This is a genomic window from Pseudomonas sp. P8_229 (assembly GCF_034008635.1).
GTDB lineage: Bacteria > Pseudomonadota > Gammaproteobacteria > Pseudomonadales > Pseudomonadaceae > Aquipseudomonas.
Genome location: NZ_CP125378.1, coordinates 4,262,833 through 4,284,082, shown reverse-complemented (window position 1 = coordinate 4,284,082; position 21,250 = coordinate 4,262,833). Strand labels below are relative to the sequence as shown.

The 21,250-nt window shown below is 58.3% G+C and carries 18 protein-coding genes; 7 read left to right on the top strand and 11 right to left on the bottom strand.

All coding sequences use genetic code 11. From position 1 onward, the window contains the following. Position 1: 1 nt before the first annotated feature. The 10 genes from QMK55_RS19210 to rpsB all read right to left on the bottom strand — a co-directional run bounded on the left by QMK55_RS19210 (position 2) and on the right by rpsB (position 10,483). A complete protein-coding gene (locus QMK55_RS19210) occupies positions 2-505 on the bottom strand; it encodes an OmpH family outer membrane protein (RefSeq protein ID WP_003222140.1) in 504 nt (167 codons plus the stop codon). A 45-nt stretch (positions 506-550) separates the two neighbouring features. Beyond that, entirely contained in the window at positions 551-2,926 is a 2,376-nt protein-coding gene (bamA, locus tag QMK55_RS19205) for an outer membrane protein assembly factor BamA (protein ID WP_102355660.1), read from the bottom strand. 74 nt (positions 2,927-3,000) lie between these two features. Next, positions 3,001-4,353, bottom strand: coding sequence for a sigma E protease regulator RseP (gene rseP, locus QMK55_RS19200; RefSeq protein WP_102355659.1), 1,353 nt, complete (start codon positions 4,351-4,353; stop codon positions 3,001-3,003). 54 nt (positions 4,354-4,407) lie between these two features. Then, entirely contained in the window at positions 4,408-5,598 is a 1,191-nt protein-coding gene (ispC, locus tag QMK55_RS19195) for a 1-deoxy-D-xylulose-5-phosphate reductoisomerase (protein ID WP_320329758.1), read from the bottom strand. After that, on the bottom strand, positions 5,595-6,401 hold the full coding sequence (locus QMK55_RS19190; RefSeq protein ID WP_320329757.1) for a phosphatidate cytidylyltransferase: 807 nt from the start codon (positions 6,399-6,401) through the stop codon (positions 5,595-5,597). Before QMK55_RS19190 ends, ispC begins: the two co-directional genes overlap by 4 nt. Continuing rightward, positions 6,401-7,156: a polyprenyl diphosphate synthase gene (gene uppS, locus QMK55_RS19185; protein WP_003222128.1), complete on the bottom strand. Its 756-nt coding sequence runs from the start codon at positions 7,154-7,156 to the stop codon at positions 6,401-6,403. The genes QMK55_RS19190 and uppS overlap by 1 nt, the downstream gene beginning before the upstream one ends. A gap of 14 nt (positions 7,157-7,170) precedes the next feature. After that, entirely contained in the window at positions 7,171-7,728 is a 558-nt protein-coding gene (gene frr / locus QMK55_RS19180) for a ribosome recycling factor (RefSeq protein ID WP_102355656.1), read from the bottom strand. Next, complete coding sequence (pyrH, locus tag QMK55_RS19175; protein WP_003222124.1) at positions 7,725-8,468, bottom strand: UMP kinase; 744 nt, start codon at positions 8,466-8,468, stop codon at positions 7,725-7,727. The genes frr and pyrH overlap by 4 nt, the downstream gene beginning before the upstream one ends. 210 nt (positions 8,469-8,678) lie before the next feature. Next, positions 8,679-9,542, bottom strand: a complete 864-nt coding sequence (gene tsf, locus QMK55_RS19170; RefSeq protein ID WP_102355655.1) for a translation elongation factor Ts — start codon at positions 9,540-9,542, stop codon at positions 8,679-8,681. A gap of 203 nt (positions 9,543-9,745) precedes the next feature. Next, positions 9,746-10,483, bottom strand: coding sequence for a 30S ribosomal protein S2 (rpsB, locus tag QMK55_RS19165; protein WP_003222119.1), 738 nt, complete (start codon positions 10,481-10,483; stop codon positions 9,746-9,748). 373 nt (positions 10,484-10,856) lie between these two features. Here rpsB and map point away from each other — a divergent pair, with 373 nt between their 5' ends. The 5 genes from map to QMK55_RS19140 all read left to right on the top strand — a co-directional run bounded on the left by map (position 10,857) and on the right by QMK55_RS19140 (position 17,854). Continuing rightward, positions 10,857-11,639: a type I methionyl aminopeptidase gene (map, locus tag QMK55_RS19160; protein ID WP_102355654.1), complete on the top strand. Its 783-nt coding sequence runs from the start codon at positions 10,857-10,859 to the stop codon at positions 11,637-11,639. 41 nt (positions 11,640-11,680) lie between these two features. Further along, the gene (locus QMK55_RS19155; RefSeq protein WP_320329756.1) at positions 11,681-14,383 is read left to right on the top strand and encodes a [protein-PII] uridylyltransferase; all 2,703 of its coding nucleotides are present in this window, start codon (positions 11,681-11,683) and stop codon (positions 14,381-14,383) included. A 210-nt stretch (positions 14,384-14,593) separates the two neighbouring features. After that, on the top strand, positions 14,594-15,796 hold the full coding sequence (gene dapC, locus QMK55_RS19150) for a succinyldiaminopimelate transaminase (protein ID WP_102355652.1): 1,203 nt from the start codon (positions 14,594-14,596) through the stop codon (positions 15,794-15,796). Positions 15,797-16,325: 529 nt separating this feature from the next. After that, on the top strand, positions 16,326-17,054 hold the full coding sequence (locus QMK55_RS19145) for a M12 family metallopeptidase (RefSeq protein ID WP_102355651.1): 729 nt from the start codon (positions 16,326-16,328) through the stop codon (positions 17,052-17,054). A gap of 62 nt (positions 17,055-17,116) precedes the next feature. After that, the gene (locus tag QMK55_RS19140; protein ID WP_102355650.1) at positions 17,117-17,854 is read left to right on the top strand and encodes a M12 family metallopeptidase; all 738 of its coding nucleotides are present in this window, start codon (positions 17,117-17,119) and stop codon (positions 17,852-17,854) included. Positions 17,855-17,895: 41 nt separating this feature from the next. Here QMK55_RS19140 and QMK55_RS19135 read toward each other — a convergent pair whose 3' ends face one another. Beyond that, a complete protein-coding gene (locus tag QMK55_RS19135) occupies positions 17,896-19,527 on the bottom strand; it encodes a Na+/H+ antiporter (RefSeq protein WP_025110895.1) in 1,632 nt (543 codons plus the stop codon). A 270-nt stretch (positions 19,528-19,797) separates the two neighbouring features. Between QMK55_RS19135 and QMK55_RS19130 the strand changes: the two genes are divergently transcribed. Both QMK55_RS19130 and dapD read left to right on the top strand, forming a co-directional pair. Next, positions 19,798-20,160 (top strand): ArsC family reductase, encoded by a 363-nt coding sequence (locus QMK55_RS19130; RefSeq protein WP_320329755.1) that lies wholly within the window; start codon positions 19,798-19,800, stop codon positions 20,158-20,160. Between the two features lie 32 nt (positions 20,161-20,192). Beyond that, the gene (gene dapD, locus QMK55_RS19125; RefSeq protein ID WP_007954762.1) at positions 20,193-21,227 is read left to right on the top strand and encodes a 2,3,4,5-tetrahydropyridine-2,6-dicarboxylate N-succinyltransferase; all 1,035 of its coding nucleotides are present in this window, start codon (positions 20,193-20,195) and stop codon (positions 21,225-21,227) included. Positions 21,228-21,250 lie beyond the last annotated feature (23 nt).

Genomic DNA, 21,250 nt, shown 5'->3' with positions numbered 1-21,250 from the left:
GTTACTTCAGCTGATTCATGCGCTCGATAACCTGGCGCGTGATGTCGTACTGAGGTTTGACATCGATCACTGCGCCACGCTCGAACACCAGGTCAAAACCACCTTTCTTGATGACTTCTTCCACTGCGCTATCCAGTTTCGGCTTCAGTTGCTTGAGCATTTCGCGGTCGGCAACAGCCTTGGCTTCGTTCAGTTCCTTGGACTGGAACTGGAAGTCACGGGCCTTTTGCTTGAATTCAAGCTCCAGACGCTCACGCTCGCCCTGCTGCATCTTGTCGCCACCGGCCATCAGACGGTCCTGAATGCCCTTGGCGCTGCTTTCCAGCGTCTTGAGTTTGGTCAGTTGCGGACCGAACTTCTTCTCGGCATCCACGGCGTACTTCTTGGCCGCATCGGATTCCAGCAGCGCCATCTGATAGTTCAGAACAGCGATTTTCATGTCGGCGAACGCCGGGCCTGCCACCAGTACGGAGGCCAGGAGAACCAATTGAGTCAACTTACGCACGATGCACTCCTACAAAATCCATTGTCGTTATCTTGGGTCAGACGCTTAGAACGTCTGGCCGAGGGAGAATTGGAACACTTGAGTTTCAGCGTTATCCGGTTTCTTGACCGGCATCGCCAGAGCAAAACTCAGCGGACCCAGTGCGGTGACCCAGGTCACACCCACACCAACGGAACTGGCCATGTTGCTCAGACTGATGTCGTTGCACTTGGTGTTGGACGTCGAGCCATTTGTGTTGGTGGTGTCCTTGCACTGCGAATCGAAAACGTTACCCACGTCCCAGAATACCGAGGTACGCAGGGATCGCTGATCCTTGACGAACGGCAGCGGGAACAGAACCTCCGCACCACCCTGGATCAGTACGTTGCCACCGAACGGCAGCGGATCCTGATCCGGGTCAACGGAGGTACCCGGGTTAGTGCCACGACTCGGAGTACTGCGAGGACCCAAGGTGCTGTCCTTGAAGCCACGAACCGAGTTGAAACCACCAGCATAGTAGTTTTCATAGAACGGCAAGCCGTCGGTCGAACCATAACCATCGCCATAACCCAGCTCAGTGTGCAGACGCAGGGTGTAGTTTTCGGTAATCGGCTGGAACAACTGACCACGATAGTCGAGTTTGTAGAACGACAGGTCGCTGCCCGGAATCGTGGTTTCCAGGGTCAGGCTCTGGGAACGGCCACGGGTCGGCAATACGCCCTTGTTCAGGGTCGACTCGGACCAGCCGGCCGACGCCTTGAAGTTCAGATACTGGTCGCCTTCCTTGTTAACGAAGTCGAAGATCTCGTCAACGGTGTACTGACCGGTCTTGATCTTGTCCTGTTGAGCGGACAGACCGAAGGTCAGACGCGAAGTCTCGCTGATCGGATAGCCAACGTTGACGCCGGCACCCAGGCTGTCTACCGCATAGCTCGCTACGTCGATGTTGAGATCTTTGTAGTCGGTGGTGCGATAGAACGCGTTGTAACCCAGGCTCACGCCATCGGCGGTCCAGTACGGGTCAACGTAGCCGAAGTTGTAGCGGCTCTGGTATTCGCTGCGGGTCAGGCCGACGCTGACGCGGTTACCGGTACCGAGGAAGTTGTTCTGGGTGATCGAACCGCCGAGGATCAGACCGGCACTCTGGGCGAAACCGACACTGGCGGTGATCGAACCGGACGCCTGTTCTTCAACGGCGTAGTTCACGTCTACCTGGTCGTCGACACCCGGAACGGCCGGAGTTTCAACGTTTACTTCTTTAAAGAAGCCCAGACGCTCAAGACGGGTCTTGGACTGGTCGATCAGGTAGGTCGAAGCCCAACCACCTTCCATCTGGCGCATTTCGCGACGCAGCACTTCGTCTTCGGACTTGGTGTTGCCACGGAAGTTGATGCGGTTGACGTAGGCACGCTTGCCCGGATCGACGGCGAACAGGATGTCCACGGTGTGATCGTCGTCATGCGGCTGAGGAACGCCGTTGACGTTGGCGAAGGTATAACCTTCGTTACCCAGGCGACGGGTGATCAGTTCGGACGTGGTGGTCATCAGTTTGCGCGAGAACACCTGGCCTTTCTGCACCAGCAGCAGGGACTTGATCTGGTCTTCAGGGACTTTCAGGTCACCGCTGAGCTTGACGTCACGTACGGTGTACTTCTCGCCTTCGGTGATGTTGACGGTGATGTAGACGTGCTTCTTGTCCGGGGTGATGGACACCTGGGTCGAAGCGATATCCATGTTGATGTAGCCGCGGTCCAGGTAGTAGGAACGCAGACGCTCCAGGTCACCGGAGAGTTTTTCGCGGGCGTACTTGTCATCGTTCTTGAAGAACGACAGCCAGTTGGTAGTTTTGAGCTCGAACAGGTCGATCAGGTCGTCATCAGGGAAGACCGTGTTACCCACCACGTTGATGTGCTGGATCGCAGCCACGGTGCCTTCGTTGATCTTCACTTTCAGCGCAACGCGGTTACGCGGCTGCGACACCACTTCGGTATCGACCGAAGCCGAGTAGCGGCCCTGGGCAACGTACTGGCGTTGCAGCTCGTTACGAACACCTTCAAGGGTGGCGCGCTGGAAGATTTCACCTTCGGACAGACCGGACTGCTTGAGGCCCTTCATCAGGTCTTCGGTGGAGATCGCCTTGTTGCCTTCGATCTCGATACTGGCGACGGACGGACGTTCGACGACCGTGATCACCAGAACGTTGCCTTCGCGGCCCAGCTGGATATCTTGAAAGAAACCGGTTTTGAACAACGCACGAGTGGATTCCACCAGGCGACGATCATCCGCCTGCTCGCCGACGTTCAACGGCAAGGCACCAAAGACGCTACCCGCAGAGACCCGCTGGAGGCCATTGACGCGAATATCAGAGATAGTGAAGGACTCGGCGTGAACTTCGGCGATCATCAATACGGTGAGAACCGCAGTTAGCAGCAGACGTTTCATGAAGTCCTTTCTTATTCCAACTGGCAATAAACAAACTGCCGCAAAATGCGGCAGATTCGCAATTCAGCGAAGCTTTACAGTCGACCCAGATCATTGACCAGAGCAAGCAACATCACTCCGACCACCAAACTGATACCGATCTGCACCCCCCAACCTTGCACCCGATCCGACAAGGGGCGACCACGCACCCACTCAATCAGATAAAACAACAAATGCCCCCCATCCAATACAGGAATGGGCAGCAAATTCAGAACCCCCAGGCTAATACTCAGATAAGCAAGGAAATTCAGGAAATCAGCGACGCCCGACTGGGCAGAAGCGCCCGCCACTTTAGCAATGGTTATCGGTCCACTCAAGTTTTTTACCGAGAGCTCGCCGAACAGCATTTTCTTCAGTGAGTCCAGCGTCAGAACGCTCATGGTCCAGGTACGACGGGCACCCTCGCCAATCGCGGCCAGCGGACCATAGCTGACCTCACGGATCATCTCCGGCGGCCAGTCTACGGCTTTTACACCAGCACCGAGATAACCGCCAGGCGACTTGCTTTCGCCGCGTGCCGCCAAGGTCACCGGGATGTCGATTTGAGCACCGTCGCGCTCGATACGCAGCATGATTTTGGTATCAGGACGCGTACGAACAGTATCGACCACCTGCTGCCAGTCACCCAGCGCCAGGCCGTCAAGCGACAGCAGACGGTCACCGGTTTTCAGACCAGCGGCCTGCGCCGGACCTTTTGGATCAAGTTCCGCCAGCACCGGCGGCAACGCCGGGCGCCATGGGCGAATGCCGAGCGAGCGGATCGGATCGGGCTCGTCGGCTCCTTTGAGCCAATGATCCAGCGCCAGCTCACGAGGCGTGTCGGCGCTGGAGCCCTGCTCGCGCACGAGCAATTGCAGGGAACCACTTTCGCCAAGACGACGCACCAACTGCAAATTGACCGCCGCCCAACCGGAGGTCGGCTCGCCATCGATGGCGACGATTTCCTGGCCAGCACTCAAGCCAGCCTTGGCCGCGAGACTGCCGGACTCGACTGCACCAATGACAGGGCGGATCTGCTCGCTGCCGAGCATGGCCAGCACCCAGAAGAACACCAGGGCCAGCAGGAAGTTGGCAATCGGCCCCGCCGCCACAATGGCGATACGCTGGCGAACCGATTTGCGATTGAAGGACTGATGAAGCTGATCGACCGGCACTTCGCCTTCACGCTCATCGAGCATCTTGACGTAGCCGCCCAACGGAATCGCGGCGATAACAAACTCGGTGCCCTGCTTGTCGTGCCAGCGCAACAGGGGCATGCCGAAGCCCACGGAAAAACGCAAAACCTTGACGCCACAGCGACGAGCGACCCAGAAGTGGCCGAATTCGTGAAAGGTGACCAGCACACCCAATGCGATCAGGGTGCCGGCAATCATATAGAGCGCGCTCATCTACTTTCTCCGCAATCCTGTTCAGTGTCGCGTGACGCCAGGGTCCTGCAACGGCTATCGGCCGTGACGACTCAGCCATCGTTCGGCCAGAATCCGCGCTTTCGCGTCTGCGGTAAACACCGCATCCAGATCTTCCAGCGCAACCACAGGCTCGAGATTCAACACGTCCTCGATGATACTCGCGATTTCCAGATAACCCACGCGTGCGTCGAGAAACGCCGCGACCGCCACTTCGTTGGCCGCATTGAGCATGGCTGGTGCGCTGTTGCCGGCCTCAGCCGCCTGTCGCGCCAGGCGCAGACACGGGAAGCGTTCTTCGTCCGGCGCCTCGAAATCCAGACGCGCAACGGCAAACAGATCCAGCGGCGCCACGCCCGAGTCGATACGCTCAGGCCAGGCCAGCGCATTGGCAATCGGCGTGCGCATGTCGGGATTACCCAACTGCGCCAACACCGAACCATCCACATAGTCGACCAATGAGTGAATCACACTCTGCGGATGGATCACCACCTCGACCTGCGCAGGCTTGGCGTCGAACAACCAGCAAGCCTCGATCAACTCCAGGCCCTTGTTCATCATGCTGGCCGAGTCCACCGAGATCTTGCGCCCCATGGACCAGTTCGGGTGCGCACACGCCTGATCCGGCGAAACATGCGCCAATTCGCTCATCGGCGTTTGCCGGAAAGGACCACCCGACGCCGTGAGCAAAATCCGCCGCACGCCGACGGCGCCCAGCCCACGGGCAAAATCCTGCGGCATGCACTGGAAGATCGCGTTGTGCTCGCTGTCGATCGGCAGCAGCACCGAGCCGCTCTTGTGCACGGCCTCCATGAACAGCGCGCCGGACATCACCAGCGCTTCTTTATTGGCCAGGAGAATCTTCTTGCCAGCCTCCACCGCTGCCAATGTCGGGCGCAAGCCCGCAGCACCGACGATGGCCGCCATCACGGCATCGACTTCTGGCGCGGAAGCGACCTGGCACAGGCCCTCCTCCCCTACCAGCACGCGAGTGGGCAGGCCAGCCGCTCGCAAATCATCCTGCAGACCGCGAGCCGCAGCCACTTCGGGCACCACCGCGAACTGCGGCACATGGCGAATGCACAGGGCCAGCAACTCGCTCAGGCGCGTGAAGCCGCTCAGCGCGAAAACCTGATAACGCTCAGGATGACGAGCGATGACATCCAGGGTACTCAGACCGATCGAGCCGGTAGCCCCCAGAACGGTAATCTGTTGAGGACCGCTCACGGTGCAGCCATCCACAGCAATACAGCGAAAATCGGAATCGCAGCGGTCAGACTGTCGATGCGATCAAGCACACCGCCATGACCGGGCAGCAGGTTGCTGCTGTCCTTGATACCGGACTGGCGCTTGAACATGCTTTCGGTAAGGTCGCCCACCACCGAAATGAAGACGATCAGCGCAGCACCGATCAAGCCTTTGAGCAACTCGCCCACGGTCCAGTCACGAACCAGGCCGACGACAGCGGTAATGACCAGACTCAGCGCCAGACCACCGTAAACGCCTTCCCAGCTTTTACCGGGACTGACTTGCGGCGCCAGTTTGCGCTTGCCGAAGGCACGGCCGGAGAAATAGGCACCGATGTCGGCACCCCAGACCAGCACCATCACCGCCATGATCAGCCAGTTACCCAGCGGGTACTGTTTGATCTGCATCAGCCCTTGCCAGGCCGGCAGCAGGATCAGCAAGCCGATCACCAGTTTGGTGGCCGCCGTGGACCAGTGCTCGCTCGAGCGCGGATACGTCAGCACCAGATACGTCGCCACCGCCCACCACAGCACCGAAGCGCCCAGCACCCAAGGGGCGAGGCTCGGCAGGACGTACATGACGAACAGCATCAGCGCGACGACAGCGGCATAGCCGACACGGAACGACTGCGCGGTAAAGCCCGCCAGACGCGCCCATTCCCAGGCGCCCAGGCTTACGACCAGACCGATGAACAGCGCGAAACCGGAACCCTCGAGCAGGAAAAACCCGCACAGAGCGATCGGTAGCAGGATCAGCGCAGTGATGATTCGTTGTTTAAGCATTAAACCCGGGCTCCAGCTTCGACCTGCTCGCTCGTTTTACCGAAGCGACGCTGACGCGAAGCGAAATCGGCCAGCGCAGTGCGCATGGCTTCGTGTTTGAAGTCCGGCCAGAACAGGTCGGAGAAGTACAACTCGGCGTACGCCAGTTGCCACAGCAAGAAGTTGCTGATGCGGTGCTCGCCACCGGTGCGGATGCACAGGTCCGGCAGCGGCAGGTCACCGGTCGCCAGACACGTTTGCAGCAGATCCGGAGTGATGTCTTCCGGACGCAGATGCCCGGCCTGAACTTCACGCGCCAGACGCTGCGCTGCCTGTGCAATATCCCACTGACCGCCGTAGTTGGCGGCGATCTGCAGAATAAAACGGTTGGCACCGGCCGTCATGGCCTCAGCCTCGCGCATCGCCGCCTGAAGTTCAGGATGGAAGCGCGAGCGATCGCCAATGATGCGCAGGCTGATATTGTTGTCGTTGAGGCGCTTGGCCTCACGACGCAACGCCTTGAAGAACAGATCCATCAAGGCACTGACTTCATCGGCCGGGCGCTGCCAGTTTTCACTGGAAAAGGCGAACAGGGTGAGCACTTCAACCTTGGCCTCAGCGCACACCTCGATTACCGCCCGCACAGCATCCACACCCGCTTTATGACCGGCGACACCCGGCATAAAGCGCTTTTTCGCCCAGCGATTATTGCCATCCATGATGATCGCGACATGGCGCGGCACCGCGGACGGCGCAGACTGCTTGGTCTTGTCCATTTAAAACTCGACCCTTATACGGCCATCAGATCCGCTTCTTTTGCCTTGGTGGCCGCATCGATATCAGCCTCAGCCTTGTCAGTGATTTTCTGAATGTCGGCTGCAGCACGACGCTCTTCGTCTTCGCTGATTTCTTTATCCTTGACCAGCTTCTTCAGCTCGCCCAAGGCGTCACGACGAATGTTGCGCACGGCAACACGAGCGTCTTCGGCGGCACTGCGCGCCTGCTTGGTGAAGCCCTTGCGGGTCTCTTCAGTCAGGGCAGGCATGGAGATCAGCAGCAACTCGCCAAGGTTGGTCGGGTTGAGGTTCAGACCAGCGCTCTGAATGGCCTTGTCGACTGCCGCGAGCATATTGCGCTCGAAGGCAACGACTTGCAGGGTGCGCGAGTCTTTTACAGTGATGTTGGCCACTTGGGTGATGGAGGTGTCTGCGCCGTAGTACGGCACCATCACGCTGCCCAGGATGCTTGGGTGAGCCTTGCCGGTACGAATCTGACCAAATGCATGAGCCAGAGAGTCCAGGGATTTCTGCATGCGCTCTTGAGCGTCTTTCTTGATTTCGTTGATCATTGTTGACCTTCCTCGATCAGGGTGCCTTCAGCGCCGCCATGCACGATGTTCAGCAGGGCGCCCGGCTTGTTCATGTTGAATACGCGCAACGGCATCTTGTGGTCGCGGCACAGGCAAATAGCAGTCAGATCCATTACACCCAGCTTGCGATCCAGCACTTCATCATAAGTCAGATGATCGAACTTCTCGGCATGCGGGTCTTTGAACGGGTCTGCGGTGTAGACGCCATCGACCTTGGTCGCCTTCAGAACAACGTCGGCATCGATTTCGATTGCACGCAGGCAGGCTGCCGAATCCGTGGTGAAGAACGGATTACCGGTACCGGCCGCGAAAATCACGACGTCCTTGGAGTTCAGGTGGCGCATGGCTTTGCGACGATCATAGTGATCAGTAACACCAACCATGGAAATGGCCGACATCACGATGGCCGAGATATTGGCACGTTCCAGCGCATCGCGCATGGCCAGAGCATTCATCACAGTGGCCAGCATGCCCATGTGGTCGCCTGTTACCCGATCCATGCCAGCCTTGCTCAAGGCCTCGCCACGGAACAGGTTGCCACCGCCGATCACCAGACCGACCTGTACGCCGATACCGACCAGTTGGCCGACTTCCAGCGCCATGCGATCCAGTACCTTCGGATCGATCCCGAACTCTTCCGAGCCCATCAGGGCCTCGCCGCTAAGCTTGAGTAGAATGCGTTTATAGCGAGCCTGATAACCACTGCCCTGCTGAGCCATTGCGAATCTCTCCTGCGGCGTATTTAAAAATTCTTTGCGAGCTGTTTACAGCTGGCGTTCACTCTAGCTTGGCGCTGCTTCAGCGCCATCGGAACATGGCTTTGTAAGTCAGTTCCAAGCGGAAACCAATTAAAAATTGGTAACCCCATCTGAAAAGAGGCTGCGCGCGTGAGCGGGCAGCCTCTTTCGGGCGACAGTTGAAAAACCGTCTTATTGCTTGGCGGCAGCCAGCTGGGCAGCAACTTCTTCAGCGAAGTTGTCGACCGGCTTCTCGATGCCTTCGCCTACTTTGTAGTAAGTGAAGGAAACGATTTCTGCGCCGCCTTTCTTGGCCAGCTCGCCAACCTTGATTTCAGGGTTCTTGACGAACGCCTGCTCAACCAGGCTTGCTTCTGCCAGGAACTTGCTGATACGGCCTTTGACCATGTTCTCAACAATGTTTTCTGGCTTGCCTTTGATTTTTTCTTCGTTCAGCTGCAGGAACACAGCTTTTTCACGCTCGATCGCTTCAGCCGAAACTTGCGAAGGCAGCAGGAACTCAGGGTTGCTTGCAGCTACGTGCATCGCGATGTCTTTGGCCAGCTCGACGTCACCGCCTTTCAGAGCCACAACAACACCGATCTTGTTGCCGTGCAGGTACGAACCTACAACGTCACCTTCGATACGGGTCAGACGACGGATGTTGACGTTCTCGCCTACTTTGGCAACCAGTGCTTCGCGAGCGGCTTCTTGAGCAGCGATCAGCGGAGCAGCGTCGGTCAGCTTGTCAGCGAAGGCTTTTTCAACGCTGGCAGCAACAAAGTTTTTGAAGTCGTCTTGCAGGGCCAGGAAGTCGGTCTGCGAGTTCACTTCCAGGATAACGGCAGCTTTACCGTCGTCCTTGATTGCGATTGCGCCTTCAGCGGCAACGTTGCCAGCCTTTTTCGCAGCCTTGATCGCGCCCGAAGCACGCATGTCATCAATGGCTTTTTCGATGTCGCCGTCAGCCTTTTCCAGGGCTTTCTTGCAATCCATCATGCCTTCGCCGGTACGCTCGCGCAGTTCTTTAACCAACGCTGCAGTAATTGCTGCCATTTTCAAATTCCTCTTGGATAGGTTTTCAACCATTCCACCCGATCGAACGGGCGTTCAATTCTTCCCGAATCACCTTGTACCCGCCGCACGTTACAGATGCAGGGGGTGCGCCACCACAAGTGGGCGCCAACAAACGGTTTTCGAGGTGGCAAAAAGGGGGCCAAGCCCCCTTTTTGCTTACTGAGTCAACGCCAGGGCGTCAATTACTCAGCTGCAGCCTGAGTTTCTTCAGCTGCGAATTCAACAGTACCGCCAGCAACGTTGTTGCGACCGCGGATCACTGCGTCAGCCATCGAACCCATGTACAGCTGGATAGCGCGGATTGCGTCATCGTTGCCTGGGATGATGTAGTCAACGCCTTCCGGGCTGCTGTTGGTGTCGACAACGCCGATTACCGGGATGCCCAGCTTGTTGGCTTCGGTGATCGCGATGCGCTCGTGGTCAACGTCGATCACGAACAGTGCGTCAGGCAGACCGCCCATGTCCTTGATGCCGCCCAGGGAGCGATCCAGCTTTTCCAGGTCACGGGAGCGCATCAGCGCTTCTTTCTTGGTCAGCTTGGCGAAGGTACCGTCTTCGGCTTGAACTTCAAGGTCACGCAGACGCTTGATGGAAGCACGAATGGTTTTGAAGTTGGTCAGCATGCCGCCCAACCAGCGGTGATCGACGTACGGCGAACCGCAACGTGCTGCTTCTTCAGCAACGATCTTGCCAGCGGAACGCTTGGTGCCGACGAACAGAATCTTGTTTTTGCCCTGGGCCAGACGCTCTACGAAAGTCAGAGCTTCGTTGAACATTGGCAGGGTTTTTTCAAGGTTGATGATGTGAATCTTGTTACGCGCGCCGAAAATGTACTTACCCATTTTCGGATTCCAGTAACGGGTTTGGTGACCGAAGTGCACACCGGCCTTCAGCATATCGCGCATGTTGACTTGGGACATGATAGTTCCTTAATAAGTCGGGTTTGGCCTCCACGTATCCCAATGACCAACCAGTGGCATAAAGCCAAAAGCACCCAGGTCATCGTGTCGACACGTGTGTGGATTTAAGCTTTTCGGGGTATCCCCGGAAAGCGGCGCATTTTATACCACAGGGTGCGCAGAAACGGAACCCGGAATCTGCAATCGCACCAAGGACATGGGCGCAGCCCCCCTGGAATCGCCTTCAGGCACGCCATTGTATAGAGAGAGACGATGAACGCAGGCGCGGATTTGCTCCTTTCGTCTGTTAGAATCGGGTTTTTCAGGGTCGCAAAAAGAACACTTGCCACCCAATCCGTATCAGCAAGCGCCGCCGAGCGCAGAGAGAGCCTGTATGACCGTCAACCTCAAAACCCCCGAGGACATCGCTGGCATGCGTGTCGCCGGCAAACTGGCCGCCGATGTGCTGGAAATGATTGCCGAACACGTCAAACCGGGCGTGACCACCGATCAACTGAACCAGATCTGCCATGACTACATCGTCGACGTGCAGCAGGCCATCCCTGCCCCGCTCAACTACAAGGGCTACCCGAAGTCGATCTGCACTTCGATCAACCATGTGGTGTGCCACGGCATCCCGAACGACAAGCCGCTGAAAAACGGCGACACCCTGAACATCGACGTCACCGTGATCAAGGACGGCTACCACGGTGACACCAGCCGCATGTTCCACGTCGGCGAAGTACCGGTCTGGGCCGAGCGCCTGTCGCAGGTCACTCAGGAATGCATGTACAAGGCGATCGAAATCGTCAAACCCGGCTGCCGCCTCGGCGACATTGGCGAAGTGATCCAGAAGCACGCCGAAAAGAACGGCTTCTCGGTGGTTCGCGAGTTCTGCGGCCACGGCATCGGCAAGGTCTTCCACGAAGAACCGCAGATCCTGCACTACGGCCGCGCCGGCACCGGCATGGAACTGAAGGCCGGCATGACCTTCACCATCGAGCCGATGATCAACCAGGGCAAAGCCGACACCAAGGTGCTGGGCGACGGCTGGACCGCCATCACCAAGGACCGCAAGCTCTCGGCACAGTGGGAACACACCCTGCTGGTGACCGATACCGGCTACGAGATCTTCACCCTGCGCGCCGACGACACCATCGCGCGCATCTCGGCCTGATCCCAAGAACGCTCCCAGCCTTATAAAAGGAAAGCCAATCGATGCCGCAGGTGGATCCCGAACTCTTCGACCGCGGCCAGTTCCAGGCTGAACTGGCCCTGAAAGCGAGTCCCATCGCGGCGTTCAAGAAAGCGATCCGCCAGGCTCGCGAGGTCCTCGACACGCGTTTTCGCAATGGCCGCGACATCCGTCGCCTGATCGAAGACCGTGCCTGGTTCGTCGACAACATCCTGCAAAAGGCCTGGGAACAGTTCAACTGGAGCGAAGACGCCGACATTGCGCTGGTCGCGGTCGGTGGCTACGGCCGCGGTGAGTTGCATCCTTATTCCGACATCGACTTGCTGATCCTGCTGGACAGCGCCGATCACGAAGTTTTCCGCGATTCCATCGAGCGTTTCCTGACGCTGCTGTGGGACATCGGCCTGGAAGTCGGCCAGAGCGTGCGCTCGGTCGACGAATGCGCCGAGGAAGCGCGGGCCGACCTGACGGTGGTCACCAACCTGATGGAAAGCCGCACCATCTGCGGCCCCGAGCGCCTGCGCCAGCGCATGCTCGATGTCACCAGCACAGCACACATGTGGCCGGCCAAGGAGTTCTTCCTGGCCAAACGCGCCGAGCAGAAGGCCCGTCACCACAAGTACAACGACACCGAATACAACCTGGAACCCAACGTCAAAGGCTCGCCCGGCGGCCTGCGGGATATCCAGACGATTTTGTGGGTAGCCCGTCGTCAATACGGCACCCTGAACCTGCGCGCCCTGGCCGGCGAGGGCTTTCTGGTCGAGAGCGAAAACGCACTGCTGGCCTCTTCCCAGGAGTTTCTGTGGAAAGTGCGCTACGCCCTGCATATGCTCGCCGGCCGCTCCGAAGATCGCTTGCTGTTCGATCATCAACGGACCATTGCCGGCCTGCTGGGGTTTGAAGGTGACGACGCCAAACAGGCGGTCGAAAACTTCATGCAACAGTATTTCCGCGTGGTGATGAGCATCGCCCAGCTCAGCGACCTGATCATTCAGCATTTCGAGGAAGTCATCCTCGCCCCGGAAGACGAAGCGCCGCCGCAGCCGATCAACTCGCGCTTCCAACTGCATGACGGTTATATCGAAGCACGCAACGACAACGTATTCCGCCGCACGCCGTTCGCCATGCTCGAAATCTTCGTGCTGATGGCCCAGCAGCCGGAAATCAAAGGCGTGCGCGCCGACACCATTCGTCTACTGCGGGAAAACCGTCACCTGATCGACGACAACTTCCGCAACGACATCCGCAACACCAGCCTGTTCATCGAGCTGTTCAAGTGCAAGATCGGCGTCCACCGCAACCTGCGGCGGATGAACCGCTACGGCATCCTCGGGCGTTACCTGCCGGAGTTCGGTTTCATCGTCGGGCAGATGCAGCACGACCTGTTCCACATCTATACAGTCGATGCGCACACACTGAACCTGATCAAGCACCTGCGTAAGTTGCAGTACACCCAGGTATCGGAAAAATTTCCGTTGGCTGCCAAGCTCATGGCCAAACTGCCCAAGCCCGAGCTCATCTACATGGCGGGTCTGTACCACGACATCGGCAAGGGCCGGCATGGCGATCACTCGGACATCGGCGCGGTCGATGCCGAAGCGTTCTGCCAGCGCCATCAGTTGCCGCTGTGGGACAGCCGCCTGATCGTCTGGCTGGTGCAAAACCATCTGGTGATGTCGACCACTGCGCAGCGCAAGGATCTGTCCGATCCGCAGGTGATCCACGATTTCGCCCAGACCGTCGGCGACGAAACCCGTCTGGACTACCTGTACGTGCTGACCGTGGCCGACATCAACGCGACCAACCCGACCCTGTGGAACTCGTGGCGCGCCAGCCTGTTGCGCCAGCTCTACACCGAGACCAAGCGCGCCCTGCGCCGAGGTCTGGAAAACCCGGTGGATCGCGAAGAGCAGATTCGCCAGACCCAGAGCGCGGCGCTGGATATTCTGGTGCGCGGCGGCACCGACCCGGACGACGTCGAGCAGTTGTGGGCACAGTTGGGCGATGACTATTTCCTGCGCCACACCGCAGGCGACGTGGCCTGGCACAGTGACGCGATCCTGCAGCAGCCGGCCGATGGCGGCCCACTGGTGCTGATCAAGGAAACCACCCAGCGCGAGTTCGAGGGCGGCACGCAGATCTTCATTTATGCCCCGGATCAGCACGACTTCTTCGCCGTGACCGTGGCCGCGATGGACCAGCTCAACCTGAACATTCACGACGCCCGGGTCATCACCTCGAGCAGCCAGTTCACCCTCGACACCTACATCGTGCTCGACAACGACGGTGAATCCATCGGTGACAACCCGGCACGGATCAAGCAGATCCGCGACGGCCTGACCGAAGCCCTGCGCAACCCGGACGATTACCCGACGATCATCCAGCGCCGGGTGCCGCGCCAGCTCAAGCACTTCGCCTTTGCGCCGCAGGTGACGATCCACAACGACGCCCAGCGCCCGGTGACGGTGCTGGAACTGACGGCACCGGATCGCCCGGGCCTGCTGGCGCGGATCGGCGGGATCTTCCTCGAATTCGACCTATCGCTGCAGAACGCCAAGATTGCGACCCTGGGCGAACGGGTGGAAGACGTGTTCTTCATCACCGACGCCCACAACCAGCCGCTCTCCGACCCGCTGCTGTGCAGCCGCTTGCAGGATGCAATCGTCGAACAACTGAGCGTCAATCAGGAACCGGATATCAAGCTTTCGCGTATCAGTATCTGAATTAACAAACTATCCCTGTGGAGGCAGATATAGCTGTCCGGGGCTTTAGTGGTGAGGGGATTGATCCCCGATGGGTTGCGAAGCGGCCCCAAAAACCTGCAATCGCGGTGTATTCGCTACACCGCACGCGATGGTTTTGCGACTGCTGCGCAGCCGATCGGGGATAAATCCCCTCGCCACGGAGTTCTCTCCACATTGAACGAGGCATCCATGAACAACGCTCTGAACCAGCTCCAGCCCTACCCGTTCGAAAAGCTCCGCGCCCTGCTCGGCACCGTGACCCCGAACCCGGACAAACGCCCGATCGCCCTGTCGATCGGTGAGCCGAAACATCGCTCGCCAAGCTTTGTCGCCGAAGCGCTGGCGAACAATCTGGATCAGATGGCGGTATACCCAACCACCCTCGGCATCCCGGCCCTGCGCGAAGCGATCGCTGGCTGGTGCGAGCGTCGTTTCGGCGTGCCGAGCGGCTGGATTGACCCGGCGCGCAACGTGCTGCCGGTCAACGGCACTCGCGAAGCGCTGTTCGCCTTCACCCAGACCGTGGTCAACCGTGGCGACGACGCCCTGGTGGTCAGCCCCAACCCGTTCTATCAGATCTACGAAGGCGCAGCGTTCCTCGCTGGCGCCAAGCCGCACTACCTGCCTTGCCTGGACGAAAACGGCTTCAACCCGGATTTCGACGCGGTATCACCAGACATCTGGAAGCGCTGCCAGATCCTGTTCCTGTGCTCGCCGGGCAACCCGACTGGCGCGCTGATCCCGGTAGATGTGCTGAAAAAACTGATCGCTCTGGCTGACGAACACGACTTCGTGATCGCCGCCGATGAGTGCTACAGCGAGCTGTACTTCGACGAACAGACTCCGCCGCCAGGCCTGCTCAGTGCCTGCGTCGAACTGGGCCGCAAGGACTTCAAGCGCTGCGTGGTGTTCCACAGCCTGTCCAAGCGCTCCAACCTGCCTGGCCTGCGTTCCGGTTTCGTCGCCGGAGATGCCGATATCCTCAAGGGTTTCCTGCTGTACCGCACCTACCACGGCTGCGCGATGCCGGTACAAACCCAACTGGCCAGCGTTGCGGCGTGGAATGACGAAGTCCACGTGCGCGCCAACCGTGCGCTGTACCGCGAGAAGTTCGACGCGGTGCTGGAAATCCTCAGCCCGGTGATGGACGTGCAGCGCCCGGATGGCAGCTTCTATCTGTGGCCGAATGTGCAAGGTGATGATGCGGCGTTCTGCCGGGATCTGTTTGCCGAAGAGCACGTGACCGTGGTGCCTGGCTCGTATCTGTCCCGAGAAGTGGACGGTGTGAACCCGGGGGCCGGTCGTGTGCGGATGGCACTGGTTGCGCCATTGGCTGAATGTGTGGAAGCGGCTGAACGGATTAAAAACTTCATTACGCGCCACTTGTCTTAATCGCCAGTTCTCGCGCGATGCAATATCGCGCGAGAACAATGAAACAACGAAATACACTTCTACACTTTAAAACTTCCCGCACCTGGCCTATCCGCCTGCTCTTCCCATCGCAACTTACCGCTACATACAAAAGCCAACGAACAACACGAAAGTCTAAAGCATGGCCTATCCGCACCCGGTAGTGGAGAGCGAATAAGCCGGGTCACGGTTATTTGATCGCACCCAGGTGGGCCTCACTCAAATCCAGCTCAACCAATACCTCTGTGAGCACGTCATCTCCAATCTGGTGGTGGTGGCGGCTCATTCCTTCCTGGCAATACCCGCGCCAAAAATTGTCACCGGGTTTTCCCAATTTTCCAGTTACTCTGCTCTGCGTGCCTCACTCCATTGCACAAGTACGCCCTACCAACATCAAGCAACATCATTCATCAGAATCAAACTTAACAACAACTTCAAAACACATTAGCCTTAAAAAACCAATCAAACATCAAACCCTCACAACAAGCCTTTATACATATTGGTACTCCCGATGAACATCGCCACCCCATGCAAACTTATTCACCCCGACAATCAACTAGCTTCTTATCAGGTCGCTGTCAACGAGAACCCTCACAACGAACGTCCCTCCTTACAGGGTGCCCGCAGCAAACGCGCCATTGGTAATTGGCAAAAATTCTGGGGTCATGGCCGAGTATTGACTATCAGCTTTATGGAAAACTTGCCTGTCAATCTCAAGCAGCGTATCGAAAGGTTGATCCGACAATGGGAGCCTGCCACCAATCTGACATTCAAGTTCGTTGATGGCGTCGCCGGGGAAATACGCATTTCCACAACGGGCGACGTATCCAATTCATACCTTGGAACTGACGCACTTTTGGTGCCATCGGACCTGCCCACCTTGAGGCTGGGGATCGCTCCGGATCATGCGGAGTTCGATCCGACAGTGCTCCACGAGTTTGGTCACGCATTGGGAATGCAACATGAGCATCAGCACCCAGCCGCCAACATCCCTTGGGACGTGCCAAAAGTTTATGAATACTTCAACCTGCACCATCAATGGACCAAGGAAGACGTCGACAACAATCTTTTCAACACGTTTGATGCCAACACTTCATTGAACGGACCTTACGACAAGACGTCCATCATGCATTACGTAATTCCCAACGAGTTGACCGTCGGCGATTGGCAAGCGGGACTTAACACCAAGATCAGCAAACTTGATCGGCGCAATATGCGCAAGGCTTACCCTAAACCCTAAACCCTAAACCCTAAACCCTAAACCCTGACACCCTGTATTTTTATATATGGAGCTTTCTGATTATGGACAATCTGAACCCCTGCCAACTCGTCACGCCAAATGACGTTAATACCTCTTATGAAACTGCCATCAGGGAAAACCCTGACAATCGCAACACCGCCACCGGCAGTCGAAGGAAACGTGCCGTCGCCCGGCACACAAAATTCTGGACACCCGGTCGCCTGTTACGCATCCGGTTTCTGAACGGCAGTTCGTCCTTCAAAGAGGCGACAAAAGCAGCACTCGCGAATTGGACACCTCACGTCAACCTGAACGTTCAGTACATTGAAGAGGGTGAAGCCGAGATTCGCATTTCCAGTGAGCCGGGAGCTTACTGGTCGATGATCGGGACTGACGCATTGACCATTGACGATCAAACCGAAGCAACATTGAATCTGTCTCCGGATCAGGATCTTTCAATCAAATTTTTCATGGCCCAGGCCACCCATGAATTCGGTCACATGCTCGGGGCCGAACACGAGCACTTGCACCCTGAAATGACCATTCCCTGGGACAAGGAAGCTGTTTACCAACATTTCGACGCAACGAGTGATCTGGAACGTAGCCGGATAGACCTGACTTATTTCAACCTTCTTGATGCCAGCGAAGTCAACCATTCTCCTTACGATCCGAAATCCATCATGCATTACGCCATTCGCCAGAACTGGACCAAGGGTGACTTTCAGATATACCTCAATCCAGTCCTCAGCGAGAAAGACAAGGCATTCATGACGACCGCTTACCCTCATCCCGAAGCCTGACAGGAAGAAGGTTCAACTTGAAATCATCAATATTTCCGGCATCACTTCACTGAGCCAAGGTTGGCCTCACTCAAATCCAGCTCGCCCAGCACTTCGCGCAGCACGTCATCACCAATCTGGTGATGACGACTCAGGCTGTACAACTCAAGGCGTTGCGCTCGCAACGCCTTCAAACGCAAGCGGCGCTCCAGCAGATCCATCTGGAACGCCAACGCCTGGGCTTCGGCCGAATCATTGAAAACTTCGAGTTGATGGCGATACTCGGACATGATCCGCGCCTTGAGTTCTGCCGAGAGCGCGGCCTGCGCAGCATCCTGCGGGCCGACCTCTTCGGTTTCCAGCGCATGAATCGCCGCCTCGGCGGTCTTGCGCCAGGCATCGCGCACTTCCTGGCGACGCTTGTCGTCCGGACTTTTCTCGATGCCGCGCAACAGCAACGGCAAAGCGATGCAGGCGCAAATCAGCGACAACAGAATCACCCCGGCGGCGATGAAGATCAGCAGGTCACGCTCGGGGAACGCCTCGCTGCCCATCAACATCGGCACCGACATCACACCGGCCAGCGTCACCGCCCCGCGCACACCGCCGACGGTCAGCAGCCAGCAGGATCGGGCCGTGGGCACTTGCGTCAGGTCGCCCTTGCCGCGCAAACGCCGCAACAGCACCGACAAGCGCCAAATGCTCTGCACCCAGATAAACCGCAACAGTACCAACGCGAGAAAAATCGCCACCACGTCAAGGCCGCGATACAGCAGCGTCGGCCACAGCGTCGGTTCGTGGCTGACCACCGCTTTGATGATGTCCGGCAGTTGCAGACCGAGCAGCAGAAAGATCAGACCGTTGAAGGCGAACTCCAACAACGACCAGACGCTGCGATTGAGCAAGCGGGTGCTGGTCTGCCGTGGCAGCAGATCGAGCCAGCTCTGCATCATTCCCGCCGCCACCGCCGAAAGAATGCCCGAAGCCCCCAGTCGTTCGGCCAACACGTAGGCGGCGAACGGCAGCAGCAACATAAACACCACGTGGGTGGCCGGATCGTCCCAGCCCCTGGCGATCATCCACGCGCGCAAGCGTCCGACCAGCCAGCTCAGCGCCACGCCGACCGCCAGTCCGCCGACCGCCACCAGCACGAACGTCAGGCTGGCATTGGCCAGCGAGAACACCCCGGTCACCGCGGCCACCAAGGCGAACTTGAACGTCACCAGACCCGACGCATCGTTCATCAGCGCCTCGCCTTGCAGGATATGCATCAGCGGCGTCGGCAAGCGGTTCTGCGAAATGGCTGAAACCGCCACGGCGTCAGTCGGCGACAGCACGGCGGCGAGTGCGAAGGCGACCGCCAGCGGAATGCTCGGCAACAGCCAGTGAATGAAGTACCCGGCGCCAACCACGGTGAACAGCACCAGACCGACGGCCAGCGTCAGGATCGGGCCGCGCAGATGCCAGAACTCACGCTTGGGCATGCGCCAACCATCTGAAAACAGCAGCGGCGGCAGGAACAGAAACAGGAACAATTCAGGGTCCAGCGCGACGTGCAGGCCCAGTGTCGGCCAGGCCAGCAGCGCACCGGCGGCGATTTGCACGAGGGGCAGCGGCAGCGGGATGACCCGTCCGACCAGCCGCGAGACGCTGACCAGCATCAACAGGATCAGCACGGTATAAGCGGTTTGCATAAAGCGGAATTCTCAGACAATCGACAGCGTTGAACTGCCATATTAGCCGCTTAGGATGCGTCTGGCGTTTGCACCTATGTCGCAACCTCCCGCACATTCCCTTGCAGGAGTGAGCCTGTTCGCGATAGCAGCGTGTCCGTCAATTGCAGCTTGAACATGAAAAAGCCATCGCGAGCAGGCTCACTCCTACAGGTGTTTTGCGTATTAGCTGAAGGGTCATGGCATAATCCGACACCATTTTTTTCCAGCACCTGTAAAGGGGGCGATTCCTTGACCGTTTCAAGTAAAACGTTGCACCTTTTCGGCATCAAAGCCTGCGACACCATGAAGAAGGCGCGCACTTGGCTCGATGAACACGCTGTCAGCTACGACTTCCATGACTACAAAACTGCCGGTATCGACCCTGAGCATCTGACCCAATGGTGTGACGAGCACGGCTGGCAAACGGTGTTGAACCGTGCAGGCACGACCTTTCGCAAACTCGACGACGAACGTAAAGCCGATCTCGACCAGTCGAAAGCCATCGAACTGATGCTCGCTCAACCCTCGATGATCAAGCGTCCGGTGCTCGATCTCGGTGACCGAACCCTGATTGGCTTCAAGCCAGACATCTACGCGGCCGCACTCAAGTAAGCAGCCCGTCACTTATTGCTAGAGGTATTCACATGTCCAATTCCCTGTTCAGCATCGCCTTTGGTGTCGGCACTCAGAACCGTCAAGGCGCCTGGCTGGAAGTGTTCTACGCTCAGCCACTGCTCAACCCTTCGGCCGAACTGGTCGCCGCCGTTGCGCCGATCCTCGGTTACACCGAAGGCAACCAGGCCATCACTTTTACCACTGCACAGGCTGCGCAACTGGCTGAAGCGGTCAAAGGCATCGACGCCGTTCAAGGCAAACTGCTGACCCGTCTGGCCGAGAGCCACAAGCCGCTGGTCGCCACCCTGCTGGCCGAAGACGCACAGCTGACCTCGACACCCGAGGCCTACCTCAAGCTACACCTGCTGTCCCACCGCCTGGTCAAGCCGCACGGCGTGAGCCTGGCCGGGATCTTCCCGCTGCTGCCGAACGTTGCCTGGACCAGCCAGGGCGCGATCGACCTGAGCGAACTGGCCGAACTGCAACTCGAAGCCCGTCTGCGTGGCGAGCTGCTGGAAGTGTTCTCGGTGGACAAGTTCCCGAAAATGACCGACTACGTGGTACCGGCCGGCGTGCGTATCGCTGACGCGGCACGTCTGCGTCTGGGTGCGTACGTGGGCGAAGGCACCACCGTGATGCACGAAGGCTTCATCAACTTCAACGCCGGCACCGAAGGCCCGGGCATGATCGAAGGCCGCGTCTCCGCTGGCGTGTTCGTCGGCAAGGGTTCGGACCTGGGCGGCGGCTGCTCGACCATGGGCACCCTGTCGGGTGGCGGCAACATCGTGATCAAGGTTGGCGAAGGCTGCCTGATCGGTGCCAACGCCGGTATCGGTATTCCGTTGGGCGACCGCAACACCGTCGAATCGGGCCTGTACGTGACCGCCGGCACCAAGGTCGCGCTGCTGGACGAGCACAACAACCTGGTCAAGGTTGTGAAGGCGCGTGAACTGGCCGGTCAGACTGACCTGCTGTTCCGTCGCAATTCGGAAACCGGTGCCGTGGAGTGCAAAACCCACAAATCGGCGATCGAACTGAACGAAGCGCTGCACGCTCACAACTAAGTGCTTTAAGCACCTGTGGGAGC